The 23,569-nt window shown below is 37.6% G+C and carries 22 protein-coding genes; 14 read left to right on the top strand and 8 right to left on the bottom strand.

Annotated features, from left to right (window positions below; genetic code table 11):
* Positions 1-164: 164 nt before the first annotated feature.
* A complete protein-coding gene (locus tag FEE95_RS19145; protein ID WP_138659645.1) occupies positions 165-1,232 on the bottom strand; it encodes a serine hydrolase domain-containing protein in 1,068 nt (355 codons plus the stop codon).
* A 235-nt stretch (positions 1,233-1,467) separates the two neighbouring features.
* Complete coding sequence (locus FEE95_RS19150; protein ID WP_138659646.1) at positions 1,468-1,851, bottom strand: nuclear transport factor 2 family protein; 384 nt, start codon at positions 1,849-1,851, stop codon at positions 1,468-1,470.
* Between the two features lie 130 nt (positions 1,852-1,981).
* On the opposite strand from FEE95_RS19150, the gene FEE95_RS19155 reads away from it, so the two are divergent.
* On the top strand, positions 1,982-2,872 hold the full coding sequence (locus FEE95_RS19155) for a LysR family transcriptional regulator (protein WP_138659647.1): 891 nt from the start codon (positions 1,982-1,984) through the stop codon (positions 2,870-2,872).
* 240 nt (positions 2,873-3,112) lie between these two features.
* Here FEE95_RS19155 and FEE95_RS19160 read toward each other — a convergent pair whose 3' ends face one another.
* The 5 genes from FEE95_RS19160 to FEE95_RS19180 all read right to left on the bottom strand — a co-directional run bounded on the left by FEE95_RS19160 (position 3,113) and on the right by FEE95_RS19180 (position 9,384).
* The gene (locus FEE95_RS19160; RefSeq protein WP_238474617.1) at positions 3,113-4,330 is read right to left on the bottom strand and encodes an acyltransferase family protein; all 1,218 of its coding nucleotides are present in this window, start codon (positions 4,328-4,330) and stop codon (positions 3,113-3,115) included.
* Positions 4,331-4,580: 250 nt separating this feature from the next.
* Entirely contained in the window at positions 4,581-5,867 is a 1,287-nt protein-coding gene (locus FEE95_RS19165) for an alkaline phosphatase family protein (protein WP_238474618.1), read from the bottom strand.
* A 227-nt stretch (positions 5,868-6,094) separates the two neighbouring features.
* On the bottom strand, positions 6,095-6,949 hold the full coding sequence (locus tag FEE95_RS19170; RefSeq protein WP_138659648.1) for a DUF2911 domain-containing protein: 855 nt from the start codon (positions 6,947-6,949) through the stop codon (positions 6,095-6,097).
* A 69-nt stretch (positions 6,950-7,018) separates the two neighbouring features.
* Entirely contained in the window at positions 7,019-8,203 is a 1,185-nt protein-coding gene (locus FEE95_RS19175) for a tyrosine-type recombinase/integrase (protein ID WP_138659649.1), read from the bottom strand.
* A gap of 113 nt (positions 8,204-8,316) precedes the next feature.
* Positions 8,317-9,384 (bottom strand): branched-chain amino acid aminotransferase, encoded by a 1,068-nt coding sequence (locus FEE95_RS19180; protein WP_138659650.1) that lies wholly within the window; start codon positions 9,382-9,384, stop codon positions 8,317-8,319.
* A gap of 106 nt (positions 9,385-9,490) precedes the next feature.
* Here FEE95_RS19180 and FEE95_RS19185 point away from each other — a divergent pair, with 106 nt between their 5' ends.
* The 10 genes from FEE95_RS19185 (at position 9,491) to FEE95_RS19230 (ending at position 19,149) form a co-directional block, all read left to right on the top strand.
* Entirely contained in the window at positions 9,491-9,994 is a 504-nt protein-coding gene (locus FEE95_RS19185; RefSeq protein WP_238474619.1) for a DUF4920 domain-containing protein, read from the top strand.
* Positions 9,994-10,659: a tRNA (5-methylaminomethyl-2-thiouridine)(34)-methyltransferase MnmC2 gene (gene mnmC2, locus FEE95_RS19190; RefSeq protein ID WP_138659652.1), complete on the top strand. Its 666-nt coding sequence runs from the start codon at positions 9,994-9,996 to the stop codon at positions 10,657-10,659. The genes FEE95_RS19185 and mnmC2 overlap by 1 nt, the downstream gene beginning before the upstream one ends.
* Positions 10,660-10,765: 106 nt before the next feature.
* Complete coding sequence (locus FEE95_RS19195) at positions 10,766-11,725, top strand: TIGR01777 family oxidoreductase (protein WP_138659653.1); 960 nt, start codon at positions 10,766-10,768, stop codon at positions 11,723-11,725.
* 216 nt (positions 11,726-11,941) lie between these two features.
* Complete coding sequence (locus FEE95_RS19200; RefSeq protein ID WP_138659654.1) at positions 11,942-12,502, top strand: nucleotide exchange factor GrpE; 561 nt, start codon at positions 11,942-11,944, stop codon at positions 12,500-12,502.
* Between the two features lie 9 nt (positions 12,503-12,511).
* Complete coding sequence (gene dnaJ / locus FEE95_RS19205; protein WP_138659655.1) at positions 12,512-13,627, top strand: molecular chaperone DnaJ; 1,116 nt, start codon at positions 12,512-12,514, stop codon at positions 13,625-13,627.
* Between the two features lie 312 nt (positions 13,628-13,939).
* Positions 13,940-14,875 carry an ABC transporter ATP-binding protein gene (locus FEE95_RS19210; RefSeq protein WP_138659656.1) on the top strand — a complete coding sequence of 312 codons (936 nt, stop codon included), beginning with the start codon at positions 13,940-13,942 and terminating at the stop codon, positions 14,873-14,875.
* A complete protein-coding gene (locus FEE95_RS19215) occupies positions 14,868-16,205 on the top strand; it encodes an ABC transporter permease (RefSeq protein ID WP_138659657.1) in 1,338 nt (445 codons plus the stop codon). Before FEE95_RS19210 ends, FEE95_RS19215 begins: the two co-directional genes overlap by 8 nt.
* Complete coding sequence (locus FEE95_RS19220) at positions 16,206-17,069, top strand: mechanosensitive ion channel family protein (RefSeq protein ID WP_138659658.1); 864 nt, start codon at positions 16,206-16,208, stop codon at positions 17,067-17,069.
* A 26-nt stretch (positions 17,070-17,095) separates the two neighbouring features.
* Positions 17,096-17,974 (top strand): DUF6268 family outer membrane beta-barrel protein, encoded by an 879-nt coding sequence (locus FEE95_RS19225; RefSeq protein WP_138659659.1) that lies wholly within the window; start codon positions 17,096-17,098, stop codon positions 17,972-17,974.
* Between the two features lie 11 nt (positions 17,975-17,985).
* Positions 17,986-19,149: a sigma-54-dependent transcriptional regulator gene (locus FEE95_RS19230; RefSeq protein WP_138659660.1), complete on the top strand. Its 1,164-nt coding sequence runs from the start codon at positions 17,986-17,988 to the stop codon at positions 19,147-19,149.
* A 51-nt stretch (positions 19,150-19,200) separates the two neighbouring features.
* Here the strand turns inward: FEE95_RS19230 and FEE95_RS19235 are convergent, their stop codons facing one another.
* Positions 19,201-19,896, bottom strand: a complete 696-nt coding sequence (locus FEE95_RS19235; RefSeq protein WP_138659661.1) for a hypothetical protein — start codon at positions 19,894-19,896, stop codon at positions 19,201-19,203.
* Positions 19,897-20,094: 198 nt separating this feature from the next.
* Here FEE95_RS19235 and FEE95_RS19240 point away from each other — a divergent pair, with 198 nt between their 5' ends.
* The 3 genes from FEE95_RS19240 to FEE95_RS19250 all read left to right on the top strand — a co-directional run bounded on the left by FEE95_RS19240 (position 20,095) and on the right by FEE95_RS19250 (position 23,410).
* A complete protein-coding gene (locus tag FEE95_RS19240; RefSeq protein ID WP_138659662.1) occupies positions 20,095-20,979 on the top strand; it encodes a PPK2 family polyphosphate kinase in 885 nt (294 codons plus the stop codon).
* The gene (locus FEE95_RS19245; protein ID WP_138659663.1) at positions 20,976-22,349 is read left to right on the top strand and encodes a M20/M25/M40 family metallo-hydrolase; all 1,374 of its coding nucleotides are present in this window, start codon (positions 20,976-20,978) and stop codon (positions 22,347-22,349) included. Before FEE95_RS19240 ends, FEE95_RS19245 begins: the two co-directional genes overlap by 4 nt.
* Before the next feature lie 128 nt (positions 22,350-22,477).
* The gene (locus tag FEE95_RS19250; protein WP_138659664.1) at positions 22,478-23,410 is read left to right on the top strand and encodes a peptidylprolyl isomerase; all 933 of its coding nucleotides are present in this window, start codon (positions 22,478-22,480) and stop codon (positions 23,408-23,410) included.
* The last annotated feature ends 159 nt before the right edge of the window (positions 23,411-23,569 follow it).

The raw sequence follows: 23,569 nt of genomic DNA on the forward strand, positions 1-23,569 counted from the left end.
TAAATTACCGCCAACGGTTCGGCTAAGGTTCGTTGCTGTGATTCGTCCGAAGGACAATCCAGCCGAACCTAAAGATAGCTTTTTACGCGCTATTTCCCTGCCCGTCCGCAGGCGGGCGTTTAAGAAATCCGTAAGCAATGAATTTTAGGCTTTGCTGGCAGTAGTTATTTCCCATTTAAAACTTTATTCAAAGAGGTTACGATTTCCTGTATATTAGAGGCATCACCACTATTGGTTAGTATTATATAGCCACTGTTGTTATATAGATTTCGTATCATAAATGTTCTATAACCAGATAGTCCGCCTGCATGATATACTGATTTTCGCCCTTCTTTTTCAGAAATCACCCAGCCAAAACCATAATTGGTCAATTTCCCATTATTTAAGGTTGTTCTTGTGAAAGCCTCTTCCAAAGTGGATTTTGGAATTAACTTTTCGGTATACAACGCTTGATCCCAAAGATGTAAATCATCTAGTGTAGAAAATATACCACCAGCTCCAGTCGTTAAAATTTCATAATCATCTAATTCACCTGCTTTATTGTACCCAACTGCTCTGTTAGTAATGGCTGGAGTAGATTCATTGTATACTAATGTAGAGTTCATATTTAACGGTTTAAAAATATTAGTCTCCATAAATTCATTAAAAGGTATACCTGAAACTTTTGTGACAATTTGTGATAATAGAACGTAACCTCCATTGCTATAACTATACTTTTTTCCTGGCTTAAAATCTAATTTCTTTTGCTTTGCTAGTTCTTTTATTACATCGTTGTTGGTAAGTCCTTTTTTATAGATTCCTAATCCAAAGTGATCCGGGATACCTGAAGTATGTGTTAGCAAATGTTTAATGGTTACAGTATTCGCATAATCCGGGAAATCTGGGAAATACATCGATAAATTATTATTGTAAGAGAGTTTGTTCCGCTCCTTTAAGATCATAATGGCCATTGCTGTAAATTGTTTTGATACTGACGCCAAATAAAAAACTGAAGTTTTGTTAAGTTTTGAATTGTTGTCTTTATTAGCATAACCAAATGCATTTTTGTAAATAGGTTTACCATTTTGACTTACCAATATGACCCCATTGAAAATTCCATCTTTATAACTGGTCTGCATCAGACTATCAATTCTTTTAGCTTGAGAACTAGTTTCAACTATAGTGCCTGATTGTGCTTGTATAGAATTTGACGCCCAAAACAGCATAATAAATATAGGTAGTATGTTTTTCATTCTTTAAGAGTTATAGTAAGGGAAAAATATTGTTTGTTTATAATTATTGCCAACGGTTGGTATATGAAAAGTAGCAGATTAAAATGCACTTTATTTCAGATTAAAAACAAAGTTAGCAGAAAAGAACCTAACTTAAAGTTTAACTCTTAACTGCTATTTTTTATATACATTGTTACCTGCTGGCTTTCCTGTTGTTAAATGTTCAGAAAATGAAAACCTGTTATAGATGTCGATATTAACCTATTACCTTTTCCAAATGCCATACCTTTGAAACTATCTGCCATCCATCTTCTCCATTAACAAATCCAAGATGGTCAACAAACACATTATTATGTGCTCTAATTCTTATTTTTACTGTGGCGCAAGAGGATGATAACCAATCAACCAATAAAATTTCTGCTTCAGGTTCTTGCCCTTTACTCTCGGGTGAAACTCTTCCTCCGACATCTTTGCTAAAACTTTCGATAGGTTCCACAAAAATTTTGCCTTCATCAACATCAAAAAGGCTAGAGTTCTTGTGAAAGACCTCGTTAAGCTTTTTAGTATCACAATGATGAAGAGCATCAAAATAAGTTTGTACAGCATTAAGTAAATCGGTTGTTGAACTCTTTTTTTGCATAATTTCTAAATTTTTTCTCAAAACTAGCCTGAATATCATGCTATTTTAAATGTTCAAACTGAGAGTTTATAATTTTTAGCTGAATTTTTTTCAGCTAATTTATAATTGCAAATCTTTAATTTTGTCAAGCATGGAAATCAAATATTTTAGGCTTATAAAGACAATAGTGGAGGAAGGTAGTATCGCTAATTCTGCCGAAAAATTGTTTTTAACGCAATCGGCTTTAAGCCACCAATTAAGAGAACTGGAAGAAAGGTTGGGATTTAAGGTTTTTCTTAGAACTCGAAATAAATGGGAAATGACAAATGAAGGTGCTGAGTTACATAAATTAGGGAATGAAATTCTTGAAAGTATTGAAAAAGGTTTTCAAAATATTGAGCACTTGCGAACAGGTTCTACTGGTACTATCAAAGTGAGTACAGAATGTTATAGTTTTTATCAAGGTCTTTCTGCTTTTATACAGAAAATGGGGCTTTTATATCCTGAAATTAATGTTGATTTAATTCTTGAAGCTACACACCAACCAATACCAAAAATCTTATCTAACGAAATTGATATTGCAATAATTACTTCAAAACCTGAGAACGAAACTTTATCAAGTATTGAAGTTTATGAGGATGAGATTTTTGCAATTATGCATCAGGAAAACTCTTTGAGTGCAAAGGATTTTTTGGATTTAAATGATTTTGTAAACGCACATTTAATAATTCATTCATTTCCATTAGAAACTGTCTCGGTTTATGAACGGTTTTTAAAACCGAACAAAATAATACCACATAAGATTTCCGCAATTCCACTTACTGAGGTTGCTTTGGAAATGGTCAATGCCAATATGGGAATAATATGTATGCCAAAATGGGCGATTAAATCATTTAAAGTTTCAGATGATTTGATTTTTAAACGAATTAGTAGAAATGGATTAAAAAGGACACATCAATTAGTTTTCCGAAAATCCGATAAATCAAAGAAGTACATTAATGATTTTATTTCAAATTTTGAAGATGATTTTTCAAAAGTTTGAGCGGTTTTTCAGCTTGCAGCTAACGGTTCGGCTAAGCGTAGTGCGGAGGCAAGGAAACTTTTCGTTTCCGTCTACCCACGAAGCTAAAGCTTATTGTTTTGCTTTTTCTTTTTTTGTTCCAAAGCTAAATCCATAAGATTTAGCGACATTATAAATATACACAGACCTTTCGGTTTTGCCCTGAAGTCCGCATTACGTTTAGGCATTGTTGGCAACTGGCTTTTTCCGTTCTGCTTTTCTTCATTTGTCCGTTTTTACTTGGTCTAGATTTACAGATTCTTGATTATTTTTTCTCGGATATTTTCTACCATTTAAAAACTTACCAATAAAAGTAGAACGTACAAAATAATGATAACTCACAAAACAAATTATTGCAGTTGTCGAAAGGACAATCATAAACTTGACAGCTGCTGGTAAATGTAATTTTGAGATAAATCCTGGAAGAATGGCGGTAATTGGTAAATGGATTAAATATACCCAATAGGAAGAATCGGATATGTATCGCATTCTTGCCGAATACTTGCTGCCATAGCGGATAAAAAGTCCTGTAATCCCAAACATAAACAGACATACTACGACTGAACTATAAAGAATCAACATTATAGAATTTCCATTCGGTGCCAGTCCCGAGTTTTGAATTGTCAAACCTTGGATTGTTGCCAAAACAATTGCTAAAATGGTACAAATCCAATCATAGCGCATGAAAGTTTTCAAATGTTGTTTCGATTTGTATAGAACCCAACCTATCAAATAGAAAAATAGAAAATAAACGAAAGTGTTCAAATCGGGAATTAAGGAAACCGAAGCATCAACCATGGAAGTCCCTAAAATGTTTAATATTAGAAATATAATACCAGAAAAAAACAAAATTCGAGTTATTGGTCTTTGGATAACCCAATTGAATACTCTAGTTGCTGTTTGGGTTAATTTGGGTATATTTTTGAGTAAAAGACCTAGAATTACAGTTATACTAGTTATTAATGCGAGATAGTACAAGAACCATAGATGAGATGTTGTTCTTGGAATAAAATCGGAAAAATGTGATAATGCTTGTGTAGCGATTTCAAACGGATTTCCTTGGTTTGAAAAGACTGCATCCGTGTAGCCGAATGCAAATATTGTTATTGGCCAAAGTATAAATAGAAAGACCACGAAAGGAAAAATAATTCTAGAAACCCTATTTTTTACCATTCGCATTGGCTGTCTTTCATAAAACAACATCGCGCCAAAAAAACCAGCCACAACAAAAAATATCGGCATTCGGAACGAGTGAATTAAAAACACTAAGGAATCACTAAAAATGTGAGTGGTTTCAGGGTCTTTTAATGACCAAGATTCTCCATGAAATGTAACATTGTAAGTCAACGCAGAATGAAGAACAAGCCCCAACAGCATCATTATCGCTCGCAAAGAGTCCAAAGAGTGTATTCTTTCTGTTTTTTGGAATTTTTTGGTCAAATAATATGGTTTTTCTAGCTTGTTGCCAACGGTTCGGCTATGAACAGTACGGGAGCAAACTGGCGTTTGCTTTCCGCCACGCAATTAGCCAAACCTTTTTGTTTTGCTTTTTCTTTTTTTATTTAATGCCAAATCCAAAAGATTTGGCGGTGGCCGTTGATATTCCGGGTTTATAACTTAAGCAGCCAAGCCCGTATTATTTATAGGTTGTGTTACCTGCTGCCTTTATTTCATAGTTCTCGTGTGGTTTTTACTCTTTTAAAACGCTCCCTATTTGATTTATATCTCCATCAATTGATTTTGGAATTTCTAACCCTAATATTTTACACATTAATGGATAGATATGAATGTTTTTAACTGAAGGTATCTCATAACCCTCTTTAAATGCTGGACCATTCGCATAAAATATTCCATGCATTTCCTTGTATTTACTATCAATCCCATGTATTCCTATGGTTGTAACACCATTTTTGCCAATTAGGCCTATTCGCCTTTGGTCCAGAAAACTATAGCCGAAGTCTGGTATTAATTGAATTTCTCCCCAATTCTTATTTTTAGGACTATACTCAAAACCCGGAGTTTTATTTGTTTTATAAACCTTAAAACCATCCTCTTTCTTTTTTAAATAATTATATACCTGGTCGACTTCAATATTTTTTTTTGGATGAATATTCACAATAGATCCATTGTCTATGGACAAATATAAATCATCATTTTCTATAGATTCTGTTGGTATCAAGTTAGCCGTGGATTGATTAATCATACCATGATCTGAAACGATGAAAATGTTCACAGGAAGACCAGTAGCTGATAGCCCTTTAAACAGGTCGCCTAAATTTTTGTCCAATTGAAGCAATGCCTTCTCTAACTTCTCATCCTGACTAGTGCCAAACCTATGTCCAACTTTATCCAGGTCAGCAAAATACAAAGTCATTAAATGTGGCCTACTTTCATCAGGAAGATTCATCCATTCCAATGCTTGATTTATTTTAGCTTCATTCTTCACACTACCATCAAATTTGTAATAGTACGTAGGTCTTATTCCTTGAATATCTGCTTCTGTTCCTACAAAGAAATAACTGGCCGTTACCATGTTTGCTTTATTCGCCTCGACCCAAATAGGCGAACCTCCATAGAAGCTTCCATCCTCCGACATTTCCAAATTTCTTTTATTAAATATGGTATCCTTCTTGTAATCATAAAATATATTTCCTAAAATCCCATGCTTGTCAGGATAGAGTCCAGTTGCAATTGTATAGTGATTTGGGAAAGTTTTTGTTGGAAAAGAAGGTATTAAAGACTCAGCTTTAACACCATTTTTAATAAAGGAAGTTAAGTTTGGGGGATGATATTTCTCTAGATAATCCCATCGAAAACCATCGAGTGAAATTAGTATTACATAAGGTTTTTTTTGAGCAGATTTTGAATTTGTATTCGCAATAGAATGAGTTGGACTTAATATTTTTTTATTGCAAGAAGTCAATAATAACATTCCTATAATAAAAACTGATGTAAGTAATGTTATTCGTTTTATCATTTCGGTTGATTTTTAGTGGTTGCAGGTAACGGTTCGGCTATGGCAAGTAGGGCAGGCAGGGAAACTTTTCATTTCCGTCTGGTCTGCAAGCCAGAGCTTTTTGTTTTGTAATTATTTTATTTTTTTAATTGCCAAACCCAAAAGATTTGGCGGACTTGGTAAACACACCCAAGCCTTTAAATTTATGGATTTACGCCCTATTTGCTATAGGCATTGTTAGGCGTAGTTTATATTTTCTTGTTAATCCTTTCTTTATTCTTAATCCAATACTTGATTTCACTTTCACTTTTTTCGTTAACGATAGCATCATCTATTATTTCAATAGCTTTGTGGTAAAGGTGTAGTTTCTCATAAATTTCCATTTTTACTCGATAAACAAATCCTTTGCTGTAATCGTCTGATTTCTTATGTTTTTCTAAAGCTATTTCACACAAGGCCAAAGCATCACCAAACCTAGAATTCAAAAAATATAGCTGTTCGGCAGCATTTGCGTATCGATTACCGTCTTTCTCTTTTTTAGTTAAGAGAAATTCATCAATATAATTCATTAAGTCTTTATCTGTTGTAGTTACTAATTCAAAAGAAATATTAGTATTTTCCCAAGAGATATAGATTCTTGCATTGTTAGGAATTAAGTCAATATCAAACGAAAGAGTTTCATAATAACGGTCACTTTTTTGTGGAGTAACGATGAATCGAGCTACTTCTTTTTCGGGACTATAATTGAAACTTCCATAGAGTTCAGTATCCGAATTAAGTATCACAACCCACTCTTGAGGATTGGGTATTGTAAATATGGAATATTGGCCAGCCTTTACAGGTTGACCACCTAAAATAACATCTTTGTCGAAACTAATTCTTGTACAATTCCCAGCTCCAGTCCTCCAAACTTTGTCCCAAGGGACTAATTCTCCAAATACACTTCTATTTCTGGCGGAAGGACGCTCATATTCGATTTCTACCTTTGTATTACCTACAATTTGGCTAATCATACCTTTTGGACTTAATGAAGGATAATCAACCTGTCCGGATGCCGTAAATAATCCTAAAACAAAGATTATAATTCCAATTGTATATTTCATTTACTTATTGTTATTAAGTGTCTTGATTTAATTACGCCTAACTTGTTATATGACAACTAAAATAGTTATTTAAGGAGTAATAGTTCCGGATAAAGACACTTTTTGATGCGCTTTAGCAGATTTCTGTATCGCTTGAACAGCACTATCTAATGGGCTTTTTATCGATAATAAGTCTTTTTTAGCTATATGTGTGTAAATCATTGTAGTCTCAGGCTTGGTGTGACCCAACAGTTCTTGTATATGTCGAATACCAACACCATCTTCGATAAGATGCGTGGCATAAGAATGTCGTAATGTGTGCGGAGTAATCGGTTTCTTGATTCCCGCTGTTAAACAAGCTTTTTTTAGAAAGGCACGAATACTACTTGCACTGTAGCGATTGTCTGAATTTCCTTCAATGAAAAAAACTTTGGGCTTATAAGTGTTAAGATAATTTATAAGTAGCGGAAGAATACTTTCTGCAAGGGGTACATAACGGTCTTTTCTTCCCTTTGCTTGCCGAATAGCTATCTGCTTCCTTTGAATATCAATGTCACTTAGGTTCAGATTTATGATCTCCCCAACGCGTAAGCCTGAAGAATAAAGTATGGCCAAGATAGTACGATGTTTTAAGTTAGAAGTGCATTGTAGTAAAGAAATTACCTCGCGTTGACTTAGTACTATGGGTAGATAGCGACTCTTTTTCGGTCTATTTAGCTGCAAATCATTGATTTTTGTTTCCTTGAAAAGATGCCCAAAATGCTTTAAAGCCCCTATCATTTGTCTATGAGTGCTGATACCATACTTTTTATTAGAAATAATGTTTTCTACAAAATGGCGTATAGAAGTATTATCAATTTCAGGAAGTGGAGTGTCTTTTGCATACAAGAGCAGTTGAACAATGAAAGATGAGTAGGTATCTATAGTGCTCTTGCTCAATCTGAGTCCGAAAAGGTAATTTTGATATTCTTGAAGTAAGGGCCGCTGCGTTTGATTTAACTTTTCAAATGCGGGTTTTGGCTTTTGAACTGGGTTTTCTGATTTAAGCTTTTGCAACGCACTGTAGTCGACATAATAATTACCCTTTCTGAGGTATACGTACAGTTCATTGGTCAGTTTCTTGGAAAAAGGCATACAAAAGGCACCATGTGTTTGACTCCATCTTACCTGTGGAAATTTCTTGATGTAAGCTTTAAGGTCAACTTGATAGATAAAGTCAATTTTTACTTGAACTATGCCTGTATGGGTTATGGGAATTAGAGTAACAGTAGACATTTTGAATGATTTTTCTTACACTAAATTAGCATAAAAAAAATACCTCCAGAGAAAAATTATCCATTATTTATCTGATGCTATCTGAGCAAACTAAAACCGCCTTAAAAAGCCAATTAAACCTCAACACGCCACCCAAAAGGATCTTTAGCACGATTGTACTGAATATCGGTGATACGTTTTTTGAAGAGTGCTGCGTAGCTATTCTCAACTTCTTGAAGCTCATAATCGGTATCGCGATAACCAAAACCTGCGATAGGGGAAATCACTGCTGCTGTACCGGCACCGAACATTTCTTTGAGGCTTCCGTCTTTGGCGGCTGCAACAACTTCAGTAACGGTAATGGTACGTACTTCGGTTTTTATTCCTTCAGATTCCGCCACTTCCAAAACGCTTTTACGCGTGATTCCGTCTAAGATACGGTCGCTGGTGGGGCCTGTTATCAAAGTATCGCCAATTCGAACAAAGATGTTCATGGCACCCGCTTCTTCTATGTTTTCGTGTTTGTGGTCGTCCGTCCAAATGACTTGGTGGTATCCTTTTGATTTGGCCAATTGGGTAGGGTGAAATTGACCGGCGTAGTTTCCACCGGTTTTGGCATATCCAACACCACCATTAGCAGAACGTGAATACTTTTCTTCTATTAATACCTTTACCTTTCCAGCAAAATAAGGACCTGAAGGGGCCAAGCAAATCATAAATTTATACGCGTCTGCGGGTGAGGCATGAAATCCTTCCCCTGAAGCAAACATAAAAGGGCGAATGTACATAGCACTACCTTCACTTTGCGGAATCCATGCTTTATCCAATTCTAAAAGAGTCTTTAGTCCTTCCATAAAATATTCTTCTGGAAGCTCAGGCATCGACATTCTACTAGCTGAAATATTAAATCGCTTGTGATTGTCTTTTGGGCGAAATAGAAAAATGGAGTCAGTATCATCTTTATAGGCTTTCATACCTTCGAAGATAGATTGCCCATAGTGAAAAATCTTAGCTGCTGGTGCAAGGCTTATAGGCCCATAAGGCACAATTTTCGGATTTTCCCAAGCGCCATTACGGTAATCACAGACCAACATGTGGTCAGAGAAAACGCTTCCGAAAGCTAGATTATCAAAATCAACTAGGGCTATTTTAGAGCTTTGCACTTTTTCAATGCTGATGGCATTCTTGGTGATACTTTCCATTTTGAGTTATCTTTGAGGAATAAAATTAAATAAATATCTCAAATTCCATGGGCTTTTTCAGTTTAAAATGCCCAATTTTACGGATGTCTTTCAAATATTGAAGATTATGAAACGAATTAACATTTTACTTGTATTTTTCTTCGGAATTACTATCATTTCGGCACAAAATTCACAGTCCCATACTGAGCAAAAAGCTGTTGCCCCCACCGTCTTTCCGTCCTTTGGGATGCAAATTGACGAGACAAATGCAATATCCGCTTCAGAAATGTCTGAAAAGTATGCCATCATGAAGCCAACTGATACCCTACAAACCAAATTTGTCGCAAAGGTTACAGAGGTATGTCAATCGAAAGGATGCTGGATGCGTGTTGAACTACAAGACGGTCAAGAGACCATGGTGCGTTTTAAAGACTACGGCTTTTTTATGCCGAAGGATATCAAGGGCAAGGAAGTCATCGTTAACGGACTCGCCTTCGTTGAAGAAATGAGTGTAAAAGACCAACAGCACTATGCCAAAGATGCTGGTAAGTCTGATGATGAAATTACCAAAATCACAGCCGCGAAAAAAACCTTGGGTTTTGAAGCCGATGGAGTTTTACTAAAACATTAGTGGAGCGCAAAATCATTACTACTTCAGATGGTTCAAAGACCATTCACCTTGTCGATTGGGATGAACAGTATCATTCCAAACACGGCGCTATTCAAGAAGCCTATCATGTATTTATCAAGTCCGGACTTTCACTTTTCAAAGATAGGTCGGTATCTATTTTAGAAATCGGTTTTGGTACAGGGCTGAATGCATTGATTACATTGATGGAAGCAGAAAAGTTTAATCTGGATATTATGTATAGGGGAGTTGAAGCCTATCCTATTACATCTAAAGAATTGGAACAACTCAACTATCTTTCTGAACTAAATGCGCAAACGCTTGAGGCTGAGTTTCTAAAAATGCATGAATCCCCGTGGGAAAAACAAATAGCCATTACCGAAACTTTCCAATTGCACAAACAGCAAAAAGAGTTTAAGGATATTAGTGACACCGATGCGTTCAATCTAATCTATTTTGATGCCTTTGGTGCCCGTGTTCAACCTGAACTTTGGACTGAGGCTATCTTTTCTAAAATGTATGCAGCCCTACAAGATAAGGGAGTTTTGGTCACCTATGCGGCAAAAGGTAGTGTTCGCAGAGCAATGCAGGCAGTCGGTTTTATTGTTGAACGTTTGCCGGGTCCGCCTGGAAAACGTGAAATGCTTCGCGCTACTAAAACTGCATGATAGCATTAAAGTACTCATCTTCAACTTTTAACATAAGCTTAAACAATACTGTTAAATCGACATTAAACCGACATGTTACGATTCTAAAAACCAATACCTTTGACTCATGCAGATATTGATTACAGGTGCGACAGGTCTGGTAGGCAGCGAAATTGTTCGTTTGTGCCACGAGCAGAACATTGGTGTAAATTATCTTACTACAAATAAGAACAAGCTTATTTCTAAGGGAAATTACAAGGGTTTTTATTGGAACCCTGATGTGGGGGAAATTGACCTGAACTGTTTTAAAGGAGTTTCTGCTATTATCAATTTAGCTGGCGCAAGTATTTCAAAACGATGGACGCCCAAGTACAAAAAGGTTGTTCTTTCGAGCAGAATCAATACACTTCGTACCCTTCAAAAAGGTTTGGAGCAAATCGATGACTCGAATATTAGCTCTTTTGTTTCTGCTTCCGCTATCGGAATTTATCCCAATTCGCTCTCCAATTTTTATACGGAAGATGAAGAAAGTGTAGATGATAGTTTCTTAGGGGAAGTTGTGGAAGCATGGGAGAGAGAAATCGATGCATTCGAAAAATTTGATTTTAAGGTTTCAAAACTAAGAGTAGGGCTTGTGATGTCGGCAGATGGTGGTGCGCTGCCCGAGATGGCAAAACCCATAAGGTATTATGCAGGTGCAGCTTTCGGAAGTGGTATGCAATGGCAATCATGGATTCATATTACTGACCTCGCCAGACAGTTTTTATTCCTTATCGAGCATCAGCTACAAGGAGTTTACAATGGGGTAGGGCCGAACCCAGTGAACAATGCAAAATTGGTCAAGGAAATAGCCAAGGTACTTGATAAACCATTATTCTTGCCCAACGTACCTCAATTTGCGATGAAAGCAATCTTAGGGGAGATGTCTTATCTTTTATTTGCAAGTCAACGGGTAAGCAGTAAAAAAATAGAAGAAGAAGGTTTTGTTTTTCACTTTCCAAATGTCTGCAGAGCCATAGAAAATATCTATTTACAAGAAACCCAAGAAAACAATTTTGAAGGGGCACAAAAGAAGGAATACGTTTAACTTCGCTTATCGCTTATCGCTTATCGCTTATCGCTTATCGCTTATCGCCGGAACGACTTTTTCCATCCTTTGGTAACTAAGCCATTCACTTCGGTCTTATGTCTTGTTTCTAGGAGCGCAGCGGTCTAATCACTCTTTTTTAAGTGACATTTTGACATTTTTAAAGAATTGGCAGTACTTTTGCCACCTGAAATTGACGAATAATAGTACTATCAAATGAGTGAGAAAGATAAAACTGAAGAATTAGAGGATATCATTCCTGATACAGAAGAAAATACCGAGGCTGAAACTGTTGCCGAAGAGGCTATTCCTGAAGAAGACGAGCGAACACCTGAAGAAAAACTACAGGAAGAGCTCGGTAAGGAAAAAGATAAATTTTTACGCCTTTTTGCGGAGTTCGAAAACTACAAAAAACGAACCTCCAAAGAGCGCATGGACTTGTTTAAAACAGCCGGTCAAGAAGTTATCGTTTCCTTACTACCTGTTATGGATGATTTCGATAGGGCCCTAAAAGAGCTTGTAAAAGCGGATGATAAAGAAATGCTCAAAGGTATAGAGCTTATTAGCAATAAGTTCAAAGAAACGCTGAAGAGTAAAGGCCTGACTGAAGTTGAGGCAAAACAGGGTGATGTTTTTGATGCGGAAATTCATGATGCAATCACACAAATACCTGCGCCAAGCAAAAAATTGAAAGGAAAAATTATCGATGTTATCGAGAAGGGTTATAAGCTTGGTGATAAGATTATCCGTCATCCAAAAGTGGTGGTCGGAAACTAATAACAAAGCATGAAGCAAGATTATTACGAAATTTTAGGTGTTACCAAGAATGCAAGTGCATCTGAAATAAAAAAGGCGTACCGTAAAAAAGCAGTGCAATACCATCCTGATAAAAATCCGGGTGATGCCAAGGCTGAAGAGAATTTCAAGAAGGCTGCTGAGGCTTATGAAGTATTGAGCGACCCAGATAAAAAAGCGCGCTATGACCAATTTGGTCATGCTGCTTTTGAAGGTGGTGGTGGCTTCGGCGGTGGCGGTATGAATATGGATGATATTTTTAGCCAGTTCGGTGATATCTTCGGTAGTGCCTTCGGTGGTGGCGGCTTTGGTGGTTTTGGCGGCGGTGGCGGTCAACGTCGCGTTAAAGGAAGTAACCTTAGAATTCGAGTCAAACTTACCCTTGAAGAGGTTGCTAACGGAGTGGAGAAAAAGGTAAAAGTCCGCAGAAAAGTACAAGCAGACGGTGTGACCTATAAAACCTGTGGAACCTGCGGTGGAAGAGGTCAGGTAACCAAAATTACCAATACAATTTTAGGACGAATGCAAACTGCGGCGGCCTGTAATGCGTGTGGAGGCAGTGGACAAATCATTGATAAACGTCCGAGTGATGCAGACGGTCAAGGTCTTAAAGTCGCAGAAGAAACGGTTTCTATTAACATTCCTGCGGGAGTTGAGGATGGTATGCAATTGAAAGTCCCCAGTAAAGGTAATGAAGCACCAGGTAATGGTGTTCCAGGAGATTTGCTGGTCGCTATTGAGACGGTAGATCATAAAACGCTAAAGCGCGAAGGTGATAACCTTCATTATGACCTCTATGTTAGTATTTCAGAAGCTGTACTCGGAACTTCAAAAGAAATCGATTCCGTAGGCGGAAAGGTCCGCATAAAACTGGAATCGGGAATTCAATCGGGAAAAATACTCCGTCTTCGCGGAAAGGGTATTTCTAGCTTGAATGGCTATGGAAGTGGTGATTTATTGGTACATGTGAACGTTTGGACGCCAAAAGAGCTGAATAAAGAGCAAAAAGATTTCTTTGAGCGTATGCAGAACAACGAGAATTTCGAGCCTAAGCCCGAAAAATCAGATAAATCTTTCTTCGAAAAAGTTAAAGATATGTTCTCTTAGAGGATATTTATTTGGCATTTAAATAAAAAACGTATATTTGAATTAGTATTGGGAAACTGATACTAATTTTCTTTTTCATAGCAATTTTTTTCCCATCCTTAATTCTTTAAGGGTGGGTTTTGTGTTTTTAGTGAGACTGTATTCCGAGCATGCAGAGCATAGCTCATAATACCTAGTCGAACTAACTCCGCTAAAAGACTATTGCTTAAATTTTATGAAAAAGAATTCGCCTACTGTACGCTCTATACTTTTTCTGTCTACGGCCACTACTTACTGCAAACTCTTTTACATATCTTTGAAAAAATTGCTTGCATGAACAACATTTTGGTTACTAAAGACGTCACCAAACGCTTCGGGGAACATACTGCCCTCAAAAAGGTTTCCATTGAAATTCCTAAAAACAGTATCTACGGACTCCTAGGTCCGAATGGGGCTGGAAAAACCACTTTAATCCGTATTATCAATCAAATTACTTTCCCTGATGAGGGAGAAGTGTTTTTTGATGGTCAACCCTTGCAATCACATCATATTGCTATGATTGGTTATCTGCCTGAAGAAAGAGGCTTGTACAAAAGTATGAAAGTTGGGGAACAGGCACTTTATTTGGCTCAATTGAAAGGCTTGAGTAAATCGGAGGCAAAACAACGCCTAAAGTACTGGTTCGATAGACTGGATATTGGTGACTGGTGGAACAAAAAAATACAAGAGCTTTCCAAAGGAATGGCCCAAAAAATTCAGTTTATAGTGACGGTATTGCATGAACCCAAACTTTTGATTTTTGACGAACCCTTTAGTGGTTTTGACCCTATTAATGCCAATATCATTAAAGATGAGATATTGCAATTAAAAGAAAAGGGAGCCTCCATTATTTTTTCGACACATCGCATGGAATCTGTTGAAGAACTTTGTGACCATATCGCACTGATACATCAGTCTGAAAAGATATTGGATGGGAAACTATCCGAAATTAAGAAAGCCTATAAGAGTAACATTTTTGAAGTAGGATTGGAGGTTGAAAAAGGAGAAACCCTGCTTAAAGACCTGCAAGAAAAGTTTCAGATTACTTCTTCAGCCTATGACCCGATTGAAAAACAACTTGATTTTAAATTGCAATTGCCTTCAAGTGATTCGAGTGGTGTACTGGCCTATTTATCCGGTAAAGCAAATATTAATCAATTCATAGAAACCATTCCCTCTGCCAACGAGATATTCATAAGAACTGTTCAAACCAAAGATGCCTATGAGTAAGTTACCATTAATTATCAAACGGGAGTATTTGGCAAAGGTTCGCAACAAGTCTTTTGTTATTATGACTTTTCTGAGTCCGATTTTAATGGTGGGTATGGTCGTTTTGATTGCCTACCTCACGAAATTGAATGACAATGAAAAGCGAATCATTTCCGTTTTGAACGAAAGCAATTACTTCAAAGCTGACTTCATAACAGACGAGTCTACTGCTTATGTGAACTTCGAAAACATCAGCTTAGATGCTGCCAAAGACTCCACCGCTAACTTAGGATACTCTGGTTTACTTCACATACCGGGTGATGGTGACTTGGAGATGATTGCGGAACGCTCGTATTTTTACTCTAAAAAAGCAGCAAATACTTCTGTAATTAGTACCATTGAAAATATTTTTCAAGAACAACTGCGACAACAAAAATTAAAGAAAATGGGTGTTTCTTCTCATGATTTTGCCCAAATAGCTGACCGTTTCGAAATTCGTACCTCTACCTTTGCCGGAGAAGAAAATTTAAAGGGCATAAATGAATTAAAGGCTGCGGTGGGAGGTGCTTTCGGATACCTGATAATGATGTTCATTATCATTTATGGTGGATTTGTAATGCGAAGCGTTATCGAAGAGAAAACAAGTCGAATTATCGAGGTAATCATATCATCGGTAAAACCCTTTCAATTGATGTTGGGGAAAATTATTGGAACTTCCTTGGCAGGTATTACCCAATTCGCCATATGGATTGTATCCGCAAGCCTCTTATCATTGGTTGCTTTCGCTGTTTTCGGAATAGACCCTGATACCTTAAATCAAGGTGCGGAAATGACTTCTGTGATGGGAGGGAATATGGAAGGTTCTGTTCCGTCTCCTTCAAGGGCAATGGAATATGTTCAAGAAATTTGGCGATTGCCATGGTTGATGTTAATCATATTCTTTTTAGTCTATTTCATTCTAGGCTATTTGATTTATAGCTCCATTTACGCGGCGATAGGTGCCGCCGTTGATAACGAAACGGATACCCAACAATTTATCTTTCCAATTATCCTGCCCTTGATGTTGGCCATTTATGTTGGCTTCTTTTCTGTTTTTAATAACCCACATGGGCCGATAGCGGTTGGGTTTTCATTATTTCCCTTGACCTCTCCAATTGTTATGTTGATGCGGTTGCCTGGTGGAATCGGGGAAGGTGGCGTACCTATTTGGCAGCTGTTGACATCGATTGCACTTTTAATAGCTACCTTTATTGGAATCGTTTGGTTGGCCGCGAAAATCTATAGAATTGGTATCTTAATGTATGGTAAAAAGCCGAGCTACAAAGAACTCTTTAAATGGTTGCGATATTAAATGGAGAATCTTGAAAACGTTTTAAAAACCATAAAGGATTTCTTATCCTATCGAATTTACGATACTGAAACTGTACATCTCACTGTTGGTACCTTCCTTTCGATAATCATAGCTTTAATCATTGTTACTTATGTTTTGCGTTTGGTGCATCGATTGGTAACGGCTAAACTACCAGAGGAGGATAAGAACAAGTTTATTAGCATCTTTGGTTTCCTAAAGTACGTTTTCTATGTTTTGGTCGTAGTAATTATCCTTAGTTCTTCAGGAGTTAACCTCACCGTTCTACTTACGGCATCAGCCGCTCTATTTGTTGGTTTAGGTTTTGCACTGCAGTACCTGTTCCAAGACATTATTTCCGGAATTCTCATCATTTTAGACCAGTCTCTGCACGTTGGTGATATCATTGAGGTAGAAAATAAGGTAGGGCGTGTTTTTGAAATACGACTTAGAACCACCAGAGCGCTCACTCGTGACGATAAAGTATTGGTGATTCCTAATCATAAGTTCTTGACGGATAGTATCTATAATTATACCCAGAATCATAAAACAACCAGAGAGTCTATTAAGATAGGAGTTGCCTACGGAAGCGATGTTAAATTGGTCACTCGATTACTCGAAGAAGTGGCAGATGAACAAAAGGGTGTGCTAAAAAATCCGAAGGCATTTGTGCTTTTCGAAGATTTTGGAGATTCGGCCTTGCAATTTTCGCTGAATTATTATATCACAGATAGTTTTAGTGATCCAAAAACCAAAAGCAGTATGCGGTATAGGATTGATGAAAAGTTCAGGGCAAATGATATCAATATTCCCTTTCCACAAAGAGATGTACATCTATTTCAAAAGAATTTATCCCCCAAAGACTAATTTATGATTGCTGCCGTTTAACTGCTATGAAGCAACATTTTTTTTGTGCTTTCCTATTTTTTCTGATAAGCAACTTCGCTTTATCACAGACTCCTGACCTTCTTCGTTTGGAATATACCGCAATACCTGAAAACAAATCGGGAATACGCACCAATCGCTATCGGGCTGTTTTGAATGTACCTTTCAAAATTAAAGAGCGTAATTACCTTGTCATAGGTGCTGAATACAATAAATATGATTTTCGTGTGGGGCAAGCACTTCCTTTTGATACCAGTACTTTAGAACGTCTACATATTATAGATTTTAACTTGGGATATTCCTTCAAATGGAATGAAAATTGGCGTTTTATTGGAGCCGTTCAACCGCGGCTGGCGTCCAATTTTGTTCTGGGCAGTATTGATAATAACGATTTGAGGGTAAACCTTTCTGCAGTACTAATGAAAGAGAAGAAGGATATAGAAAAACCTTTTCGGTTAATTCTTGGTTTATCATTTAATAGCGCAACGGGCTTACCTTTTCCATTGCCAGTGGTAAATTATTATAAAAGATTTCATCCGAATTGGTCCTATACCATTGGAATTCCGAGACAAGATGTCAAATACCACAGTAACTCTGGGAAACACGTATTACAAGCGGCATTGTTTTTGGATGGTTATTTTATAAATATTCAAAATGATGTGATATTACCTGGTAATACAATAGGAGAATCCATTTCACTATCAGCTCTGGTGAGTGCTTTGGGCTATCAGTATAAGTTTTCCAAGGAAATATCCTTTTATGCCCTAGCAGGATATTCTCTATTACAAGAGGGGCTTATTAGAGATGGTAATAGAAATAGAGCGTTTACGCTAAATGATGAAGGAAATATTTATCTTAGGACAGGATTTAAAATTGGAATTTTTTAAAAGTATAATTTATGTCAAAAATATTAGTCATTGAGGATGAAGCGGCAATCCGAAGAGTATTGGTGAAAATTCTTTCTGAAGAAAATGATACCTATCAACTTGAAGAAGCTGAAGATGGATTGAAGGGCCTTGAGGCCGTTAAGAACAATGATTATGATCTGGTACTCTGTGATATAAAAATGCCAAAAATGGATGGTGTTGAGGTACTTGAAGCGGCCCGTAAGATAAAACCCGAAATTCCCTTTATCATGATATCAGGTCATGGCGATTTGGATACTGCGGTGAATACCATGCGTGCCGGTGCTTTTGACTATATCTCAAAACCGCCAGATTTAAATCGATTATTGACGACCGTCAGAAACGCTTTAGACCGCAAAGAACTGGTAGTAGAAAATAAGATTCTGAAGAAGAAGGTCAGCAAGAACTATGAAATGGTTGGGGATAGCAAAGAAATAGAGTCAATTAAAGGTATGATTGAGAAAGTGGCTCCAACTGACGCTCGGGTTTTGATTACAGGTTCAAACGGTACCGGAAAAGAGTTGGTCGCCCATTGGTTGCATGAAAAAAGCCCTAGGAGTTCGGCTCCGTTTATAGAGGTGAATTGCGCTGCAATTCCATCTGAATTGATAGAAAGTGAATTATTCGGTCATGTAAAAGGTGCCTTTACCTCTGCGGTTAAAGATAGAGCGGGTAAGTTTGAGGCAGCGAATAAGGGAACCATTTTTCTTGATGAGATTGGTGATATGAGTCTATCCGCTCAAGCGAAAGTGCTGAGAGCGCTTCAAGAAAGTAAAATCTCAAGAGTAGGTACGGATAAGGATATCAAAGTAGATGTTCGTGTGTTAGCTGCTACCAATAAAGATTTGAAAAAAGAGATTGCAGACGGAAAGTTCCGTGAGGATTTATACCATCGACTTGCAGTGATTTTGATAAAAGTACCTGCTCTGAACGATAGACGCGATGACATTCCCTTGTTAATTAATCACTTTGCAAAGAAAATAACCAGTGAACAAGGTATTGCTAACAAAACCTTTTCCGACAAGGCCATTAAACTTTTAAAGGCGTATGACTGGACGGGTAACATACGTGAACTTCGCAACGTGGTAGAACGACTAATCATTTTAGGTGGCAATGAAGTAACGGAAGAGGATGTGAAGTTGTTTGCCAGTAAGTGATAAAGAATTAATTACATTATTATTCTACCAATGGCGAATGGCTATTGAGTACTACTTCCCGTTTCCGCAATCACCTAAACGTAAAAGTGCTTTTTCGGTAATTTCTTTTGTACGAAGATTATAATACTTTTTACCCTCCGAAAGATTCGATTTCAAAAGTTGTTGTTCGCAATGGGCGAATATATTATCTGCAAAGGCACGAGCTTCCATACAGCCTACCGAATCAATAACGTTGTTTATGGATTTTGAATAATTCTCCAATGAAACATCTATTTGATGATATAATGCATCTTCTTTTGTCTCAGTGATTGGCATAGCAGTCTCCCCGATAGCTTCGGTATTCATGGCGAAATCTTTTGACGAAAATGCGGTGTCATGCATTTCATGTTGTTCAAAGGCATCAAGGGCATCCACAATTTGTTGTAGCGCTTCAGTAAGTAATATTCTAGTACCGTTTAAAGATGTGGATTTAGTCGCAGCTTTTAAGTTTATAAGGCTCTCCTCAATATTAACTTCTGCATCTTTACATCCGCAATCATCAAATCGATTAGTTGAAGTTTGGAGAACTTTAATGGCCTTGTACGTATAGAATCTTGCCTTATTGATATCGTTTGTAGTTAGTGCCTCTTCAGTTCGTGCTTTTACATAGTTCATGTTAGAACCTGCATAATTGCACGCTTCACTTGCAGAGAAGGACGATAGAAATAAAATGGCTAAACCATATAGCACTACGTGTGGCGTTTTCATCTTGTAGGTTTTTGGCAGTAATATTTGGGAACATTACTAAAGGTAAAATTAGGAAATGCTAGCCCTTGCTACCTACTTTTTTCGACGGAACACCCTCAATTTCAGGTATTTCGGTTGAACCTTATACTATGGTCGATAAACGGTCATTTTTTTTAACAATTCATGCATTTCACCGATAAAAAATTTTATCTTTTGCCCATGGATACGATAAATAGTAGTGAATATAAAGTCGAAAAGAGCATCAAACTGTCAGATTTCAATTCTGGTACTGATTTAGGTGCATCAAATAAGGAGTTGAAAAAACAACTGGAATCTATTCGAGAAGACCTGGGTGATTTCCAAAATACCTTATATGCACATAGTAAGTATAGCGTGCTCGTTTGTCTTCAAGGAATGGATACTTCCGGAAAGGATAGTCTTATTCGTGAGGTTTTTAAGGACTTTAATGTCCAGGGTGTTGAGGTTACCAGTTTTAAAGTACCTACTGAACTTGAATTGAAGCACGATTATTTATGGAGACATTATATCGCATTACCCGCAAAAGGAAAGTTTGGTGTATTTAACAGAACACATTATGAGAACGTTTTGGTGACCCGTGTGCATCCTGAATATATTTTAGGGGAACACATTCCAGGTATTCATGAAGTGGCAGATATCAATCAAGACTTTTGGAATCAACGCTTCGAACAAATCAATAATTTTGAAAAACATCTGGCGGATAACGGGACAATTATTTTCAAATTCTTTTTAAATCTTTCCAAGGGCGAACAGCGAAGACGTTTGGTGAGAAGGTTGGATTTACAAGAGAAGAACTGGAAATTCTCCGCAGGAGATTTAAAAGAGCGCAGGCTGTGGGACAAATATCAAGAATGCTATGAAGAGGCCATTAATAATACCTCTAAACCTCATGCGCCTTGGTATGTAATTCCTGCGGACAACAAAAAAGCTGCGCGTGTAATTGTTGCTAATATCTTGCTTGAAGCGTTAAAGAAATACAAAGATATCAAGGAACCAGAGTTGAGCGCCAAAATAAAAGCTAATTTAGGGGACTATAGAAATCAGCTCGAAAACGAAACAGAATGAAGAAGATTACCTTAGTATTCCTTTTAATAGTAGTACAAACATTTGCACAAACGGAAGATGAAAAACAAATCCGTCAAATTTATGATGCAGCCCTTGAGAATGGAGAGGCCTATAATTGGCTAAACTATCTATCCAATCGAATAGGAGGGCGCCTCTCAGGTTCAGTACAGGCACAACAAGCTGTAGACTACACAAAAAGACAAATGGATTCCCTCGGTTTAGATCGGGTTTGGCTTCAGCCGGTTATGGTACCAAAATGGGTTCGAGGTACACCTGAGTTCGCTTATATGGAGACCAATCCAGGGGTAACTACGAATCTTCCAATATGCGCATTAGGTGGCTCCGTGCCTACCTATGGACGAGGTGTTAAGGCCAATGTGATTGAGGTACATAGTATTGATGAACTCAAAACCCTGGGCAAGGAAAAAATTTCTGGTAAAATCGTATTCTTCAATCGACCTATGGACCCGGCTAAAGTGAATACTTTTGAGGCATATTCTGGTGCCGTAGACCAAAGAGGGAGGGGAGCTGCCGAAGCTGGTAAGTATGAGGCACTGGGAGTAATCGTTCGCTCAATGAATTTACGCCAAGATGATTACCCGCATGCAGGAGGAATGAACTATGGAGATATTCCTGAAGCTGAAAAAGTACCTGCAGCGGCAATTAGTACAAACGGCGCCGATTTGTTAAGTGCTACTTTGAAATTGAACCCAAATACACAATTCTTTTTCAAATTGAATTGCAAACAATTGGAAGATGTCGAATCGTACAATGTAATAGGAGAGATAAAGGGAAGTACCAATCCCGATGAAATTATTGTTGTGGGAGGGCATTTGGATTCTTGGGATTTGGGTGACGGCTCGCATGACGATGGTGCCGGATGCGTTCAGAGCATGGAGGTACTAAGAATATTAAAGAAAACAGGCTACAAACCTAAAAGAACGATTCGAGCGGTTCTTTTTATGAATGAGGAAAACGGACTACGAGGTGGCAGAAAATATGCTGAGATAGCTAAGGATGCAAATGAAAATCATGTTTTTGCATTAGAGAGCGATTCTGGCGGATTTACCCCAAGAGGATTCAGCTTCGATGCATCTGATGAAAAAATTGCCCGAGTACAAAATTGGTCAAAGTTATTTGAACCCTATTACATTCATATGTTTGTCAAGGGATTCTCTGGAGCTGATATCAGTCCTTTAAAGAATGATAAAATAGTCTTAGCAGGATTGCGACCAGACTCTCAGCGCTACTTCGACCACCATCACGCTGAGAATGACACCTTCGAACATGTGAACCGCAGAGAGTTGGAATTAGGAGCGGGAGCCATGACCAGTTTGGTGTATCTATTTGACAAGTACGGTATAGAATAGAGAATAAAGGTGGAAAAAAAGTATCAGACTATTTCATGTGCGGATCGACTAAGCCTTTTACATCAAATGAGTTGCCTTAAAACAAGCAACAATTTCTTACCTTTGCCGCTCATTAAAAAATGCTAACAATGCAAGACGGAATCTACGCAAAATTCAATACTTCGAAAGGAGAAATAGTAGTAAAATTAACACACGATAAAACCCCTGGAACCGTTGGTAACTTTGTTGCCCTGGCGGAAGGAAAACAACAAAATACTGCGAAAGCAGCAGGTGAGCCGTATTACAATGGATTGAAATTCCATAGAGTCATTCCTGATTTTATGATTCAAGGCGGTTGTCCTCAAGGAACGGGAACCGGTGATGCAGGCTACAAGTTCGATGATGAATTCCACCCTGAACTTACTCATAATGCGCCAGGAGTGCTTTCTATGGCAAATGCTGGTCCTGGTACAAATGGAAGTCAATTCTTTATTACACATATCGCAACACCTTGGTTAGATAACAAACATACCGTTTTTGGTCATGTAGAATCAGGTCAAGATATCGTAGATGCAATTGCGCAAGGTGACGAAATTGAAAGTCTTGAAATCGTAAGAGTAGGAGCAGAAGCTGAAGGATGGGATGCCGCTGCCGCTTTCGAAACCTTTAAAAACTCTGGTGCTGAAAGATTGGCTGCTGAAAAGGCAAAGCAAGCGGCAGAGTTAGACAAAGTTGCTGCAGGTTTTGAGTCTACGGATAGTGGACTTCGTTATAAGAAAATTCAAGAAGGTAATGGTACGAAGGCAGAAAGTGGACGTCAGGTATCCGTACATTACGAAGGTTCTTTATTAAGCGGACAAGTTTTTGATTCTTCGTACAAGCGAAATGAACCTATAGCTTTTCAGTTAGGAGTAGGGCAAGTAATTAAAGGGTGGGATGAAGGCATTTCACTTTTACAGGTCGGCGATAAGGCTCGTTTTGTAATTCCGTCTGATTTGGCCTATGGTAGCGCAGGTGCTGGAGGTGTAATCCCTCCGAACGCAACTCTTATTTTCGATGTAGAATTAATGGATGTGAATTAAAAATAGTTTTACGCATGCGAGAGAATCTCTTCCAAATCAATGGAAGGGATTTTTTTATTTTTAGTCGGACTTGTCAACTCTCGTTTACGCTTACAACAAGCAGAACAAGATTAAGAAGTATTAGTAAAACTAAAATTGTAAAGAAGGTTATCAAAGGTA

The sequence above is a fragment of the Maribacter algarum (ex Zhang et al. 2020) genome, from assembly GCF_005885635.1.
Lineage (GTDB): Bacteria > Bacteroidota > Bacteroidia > Flavobacteriales > Flavobacteriaceae > Maribacter_C > Maribacter_C algarum.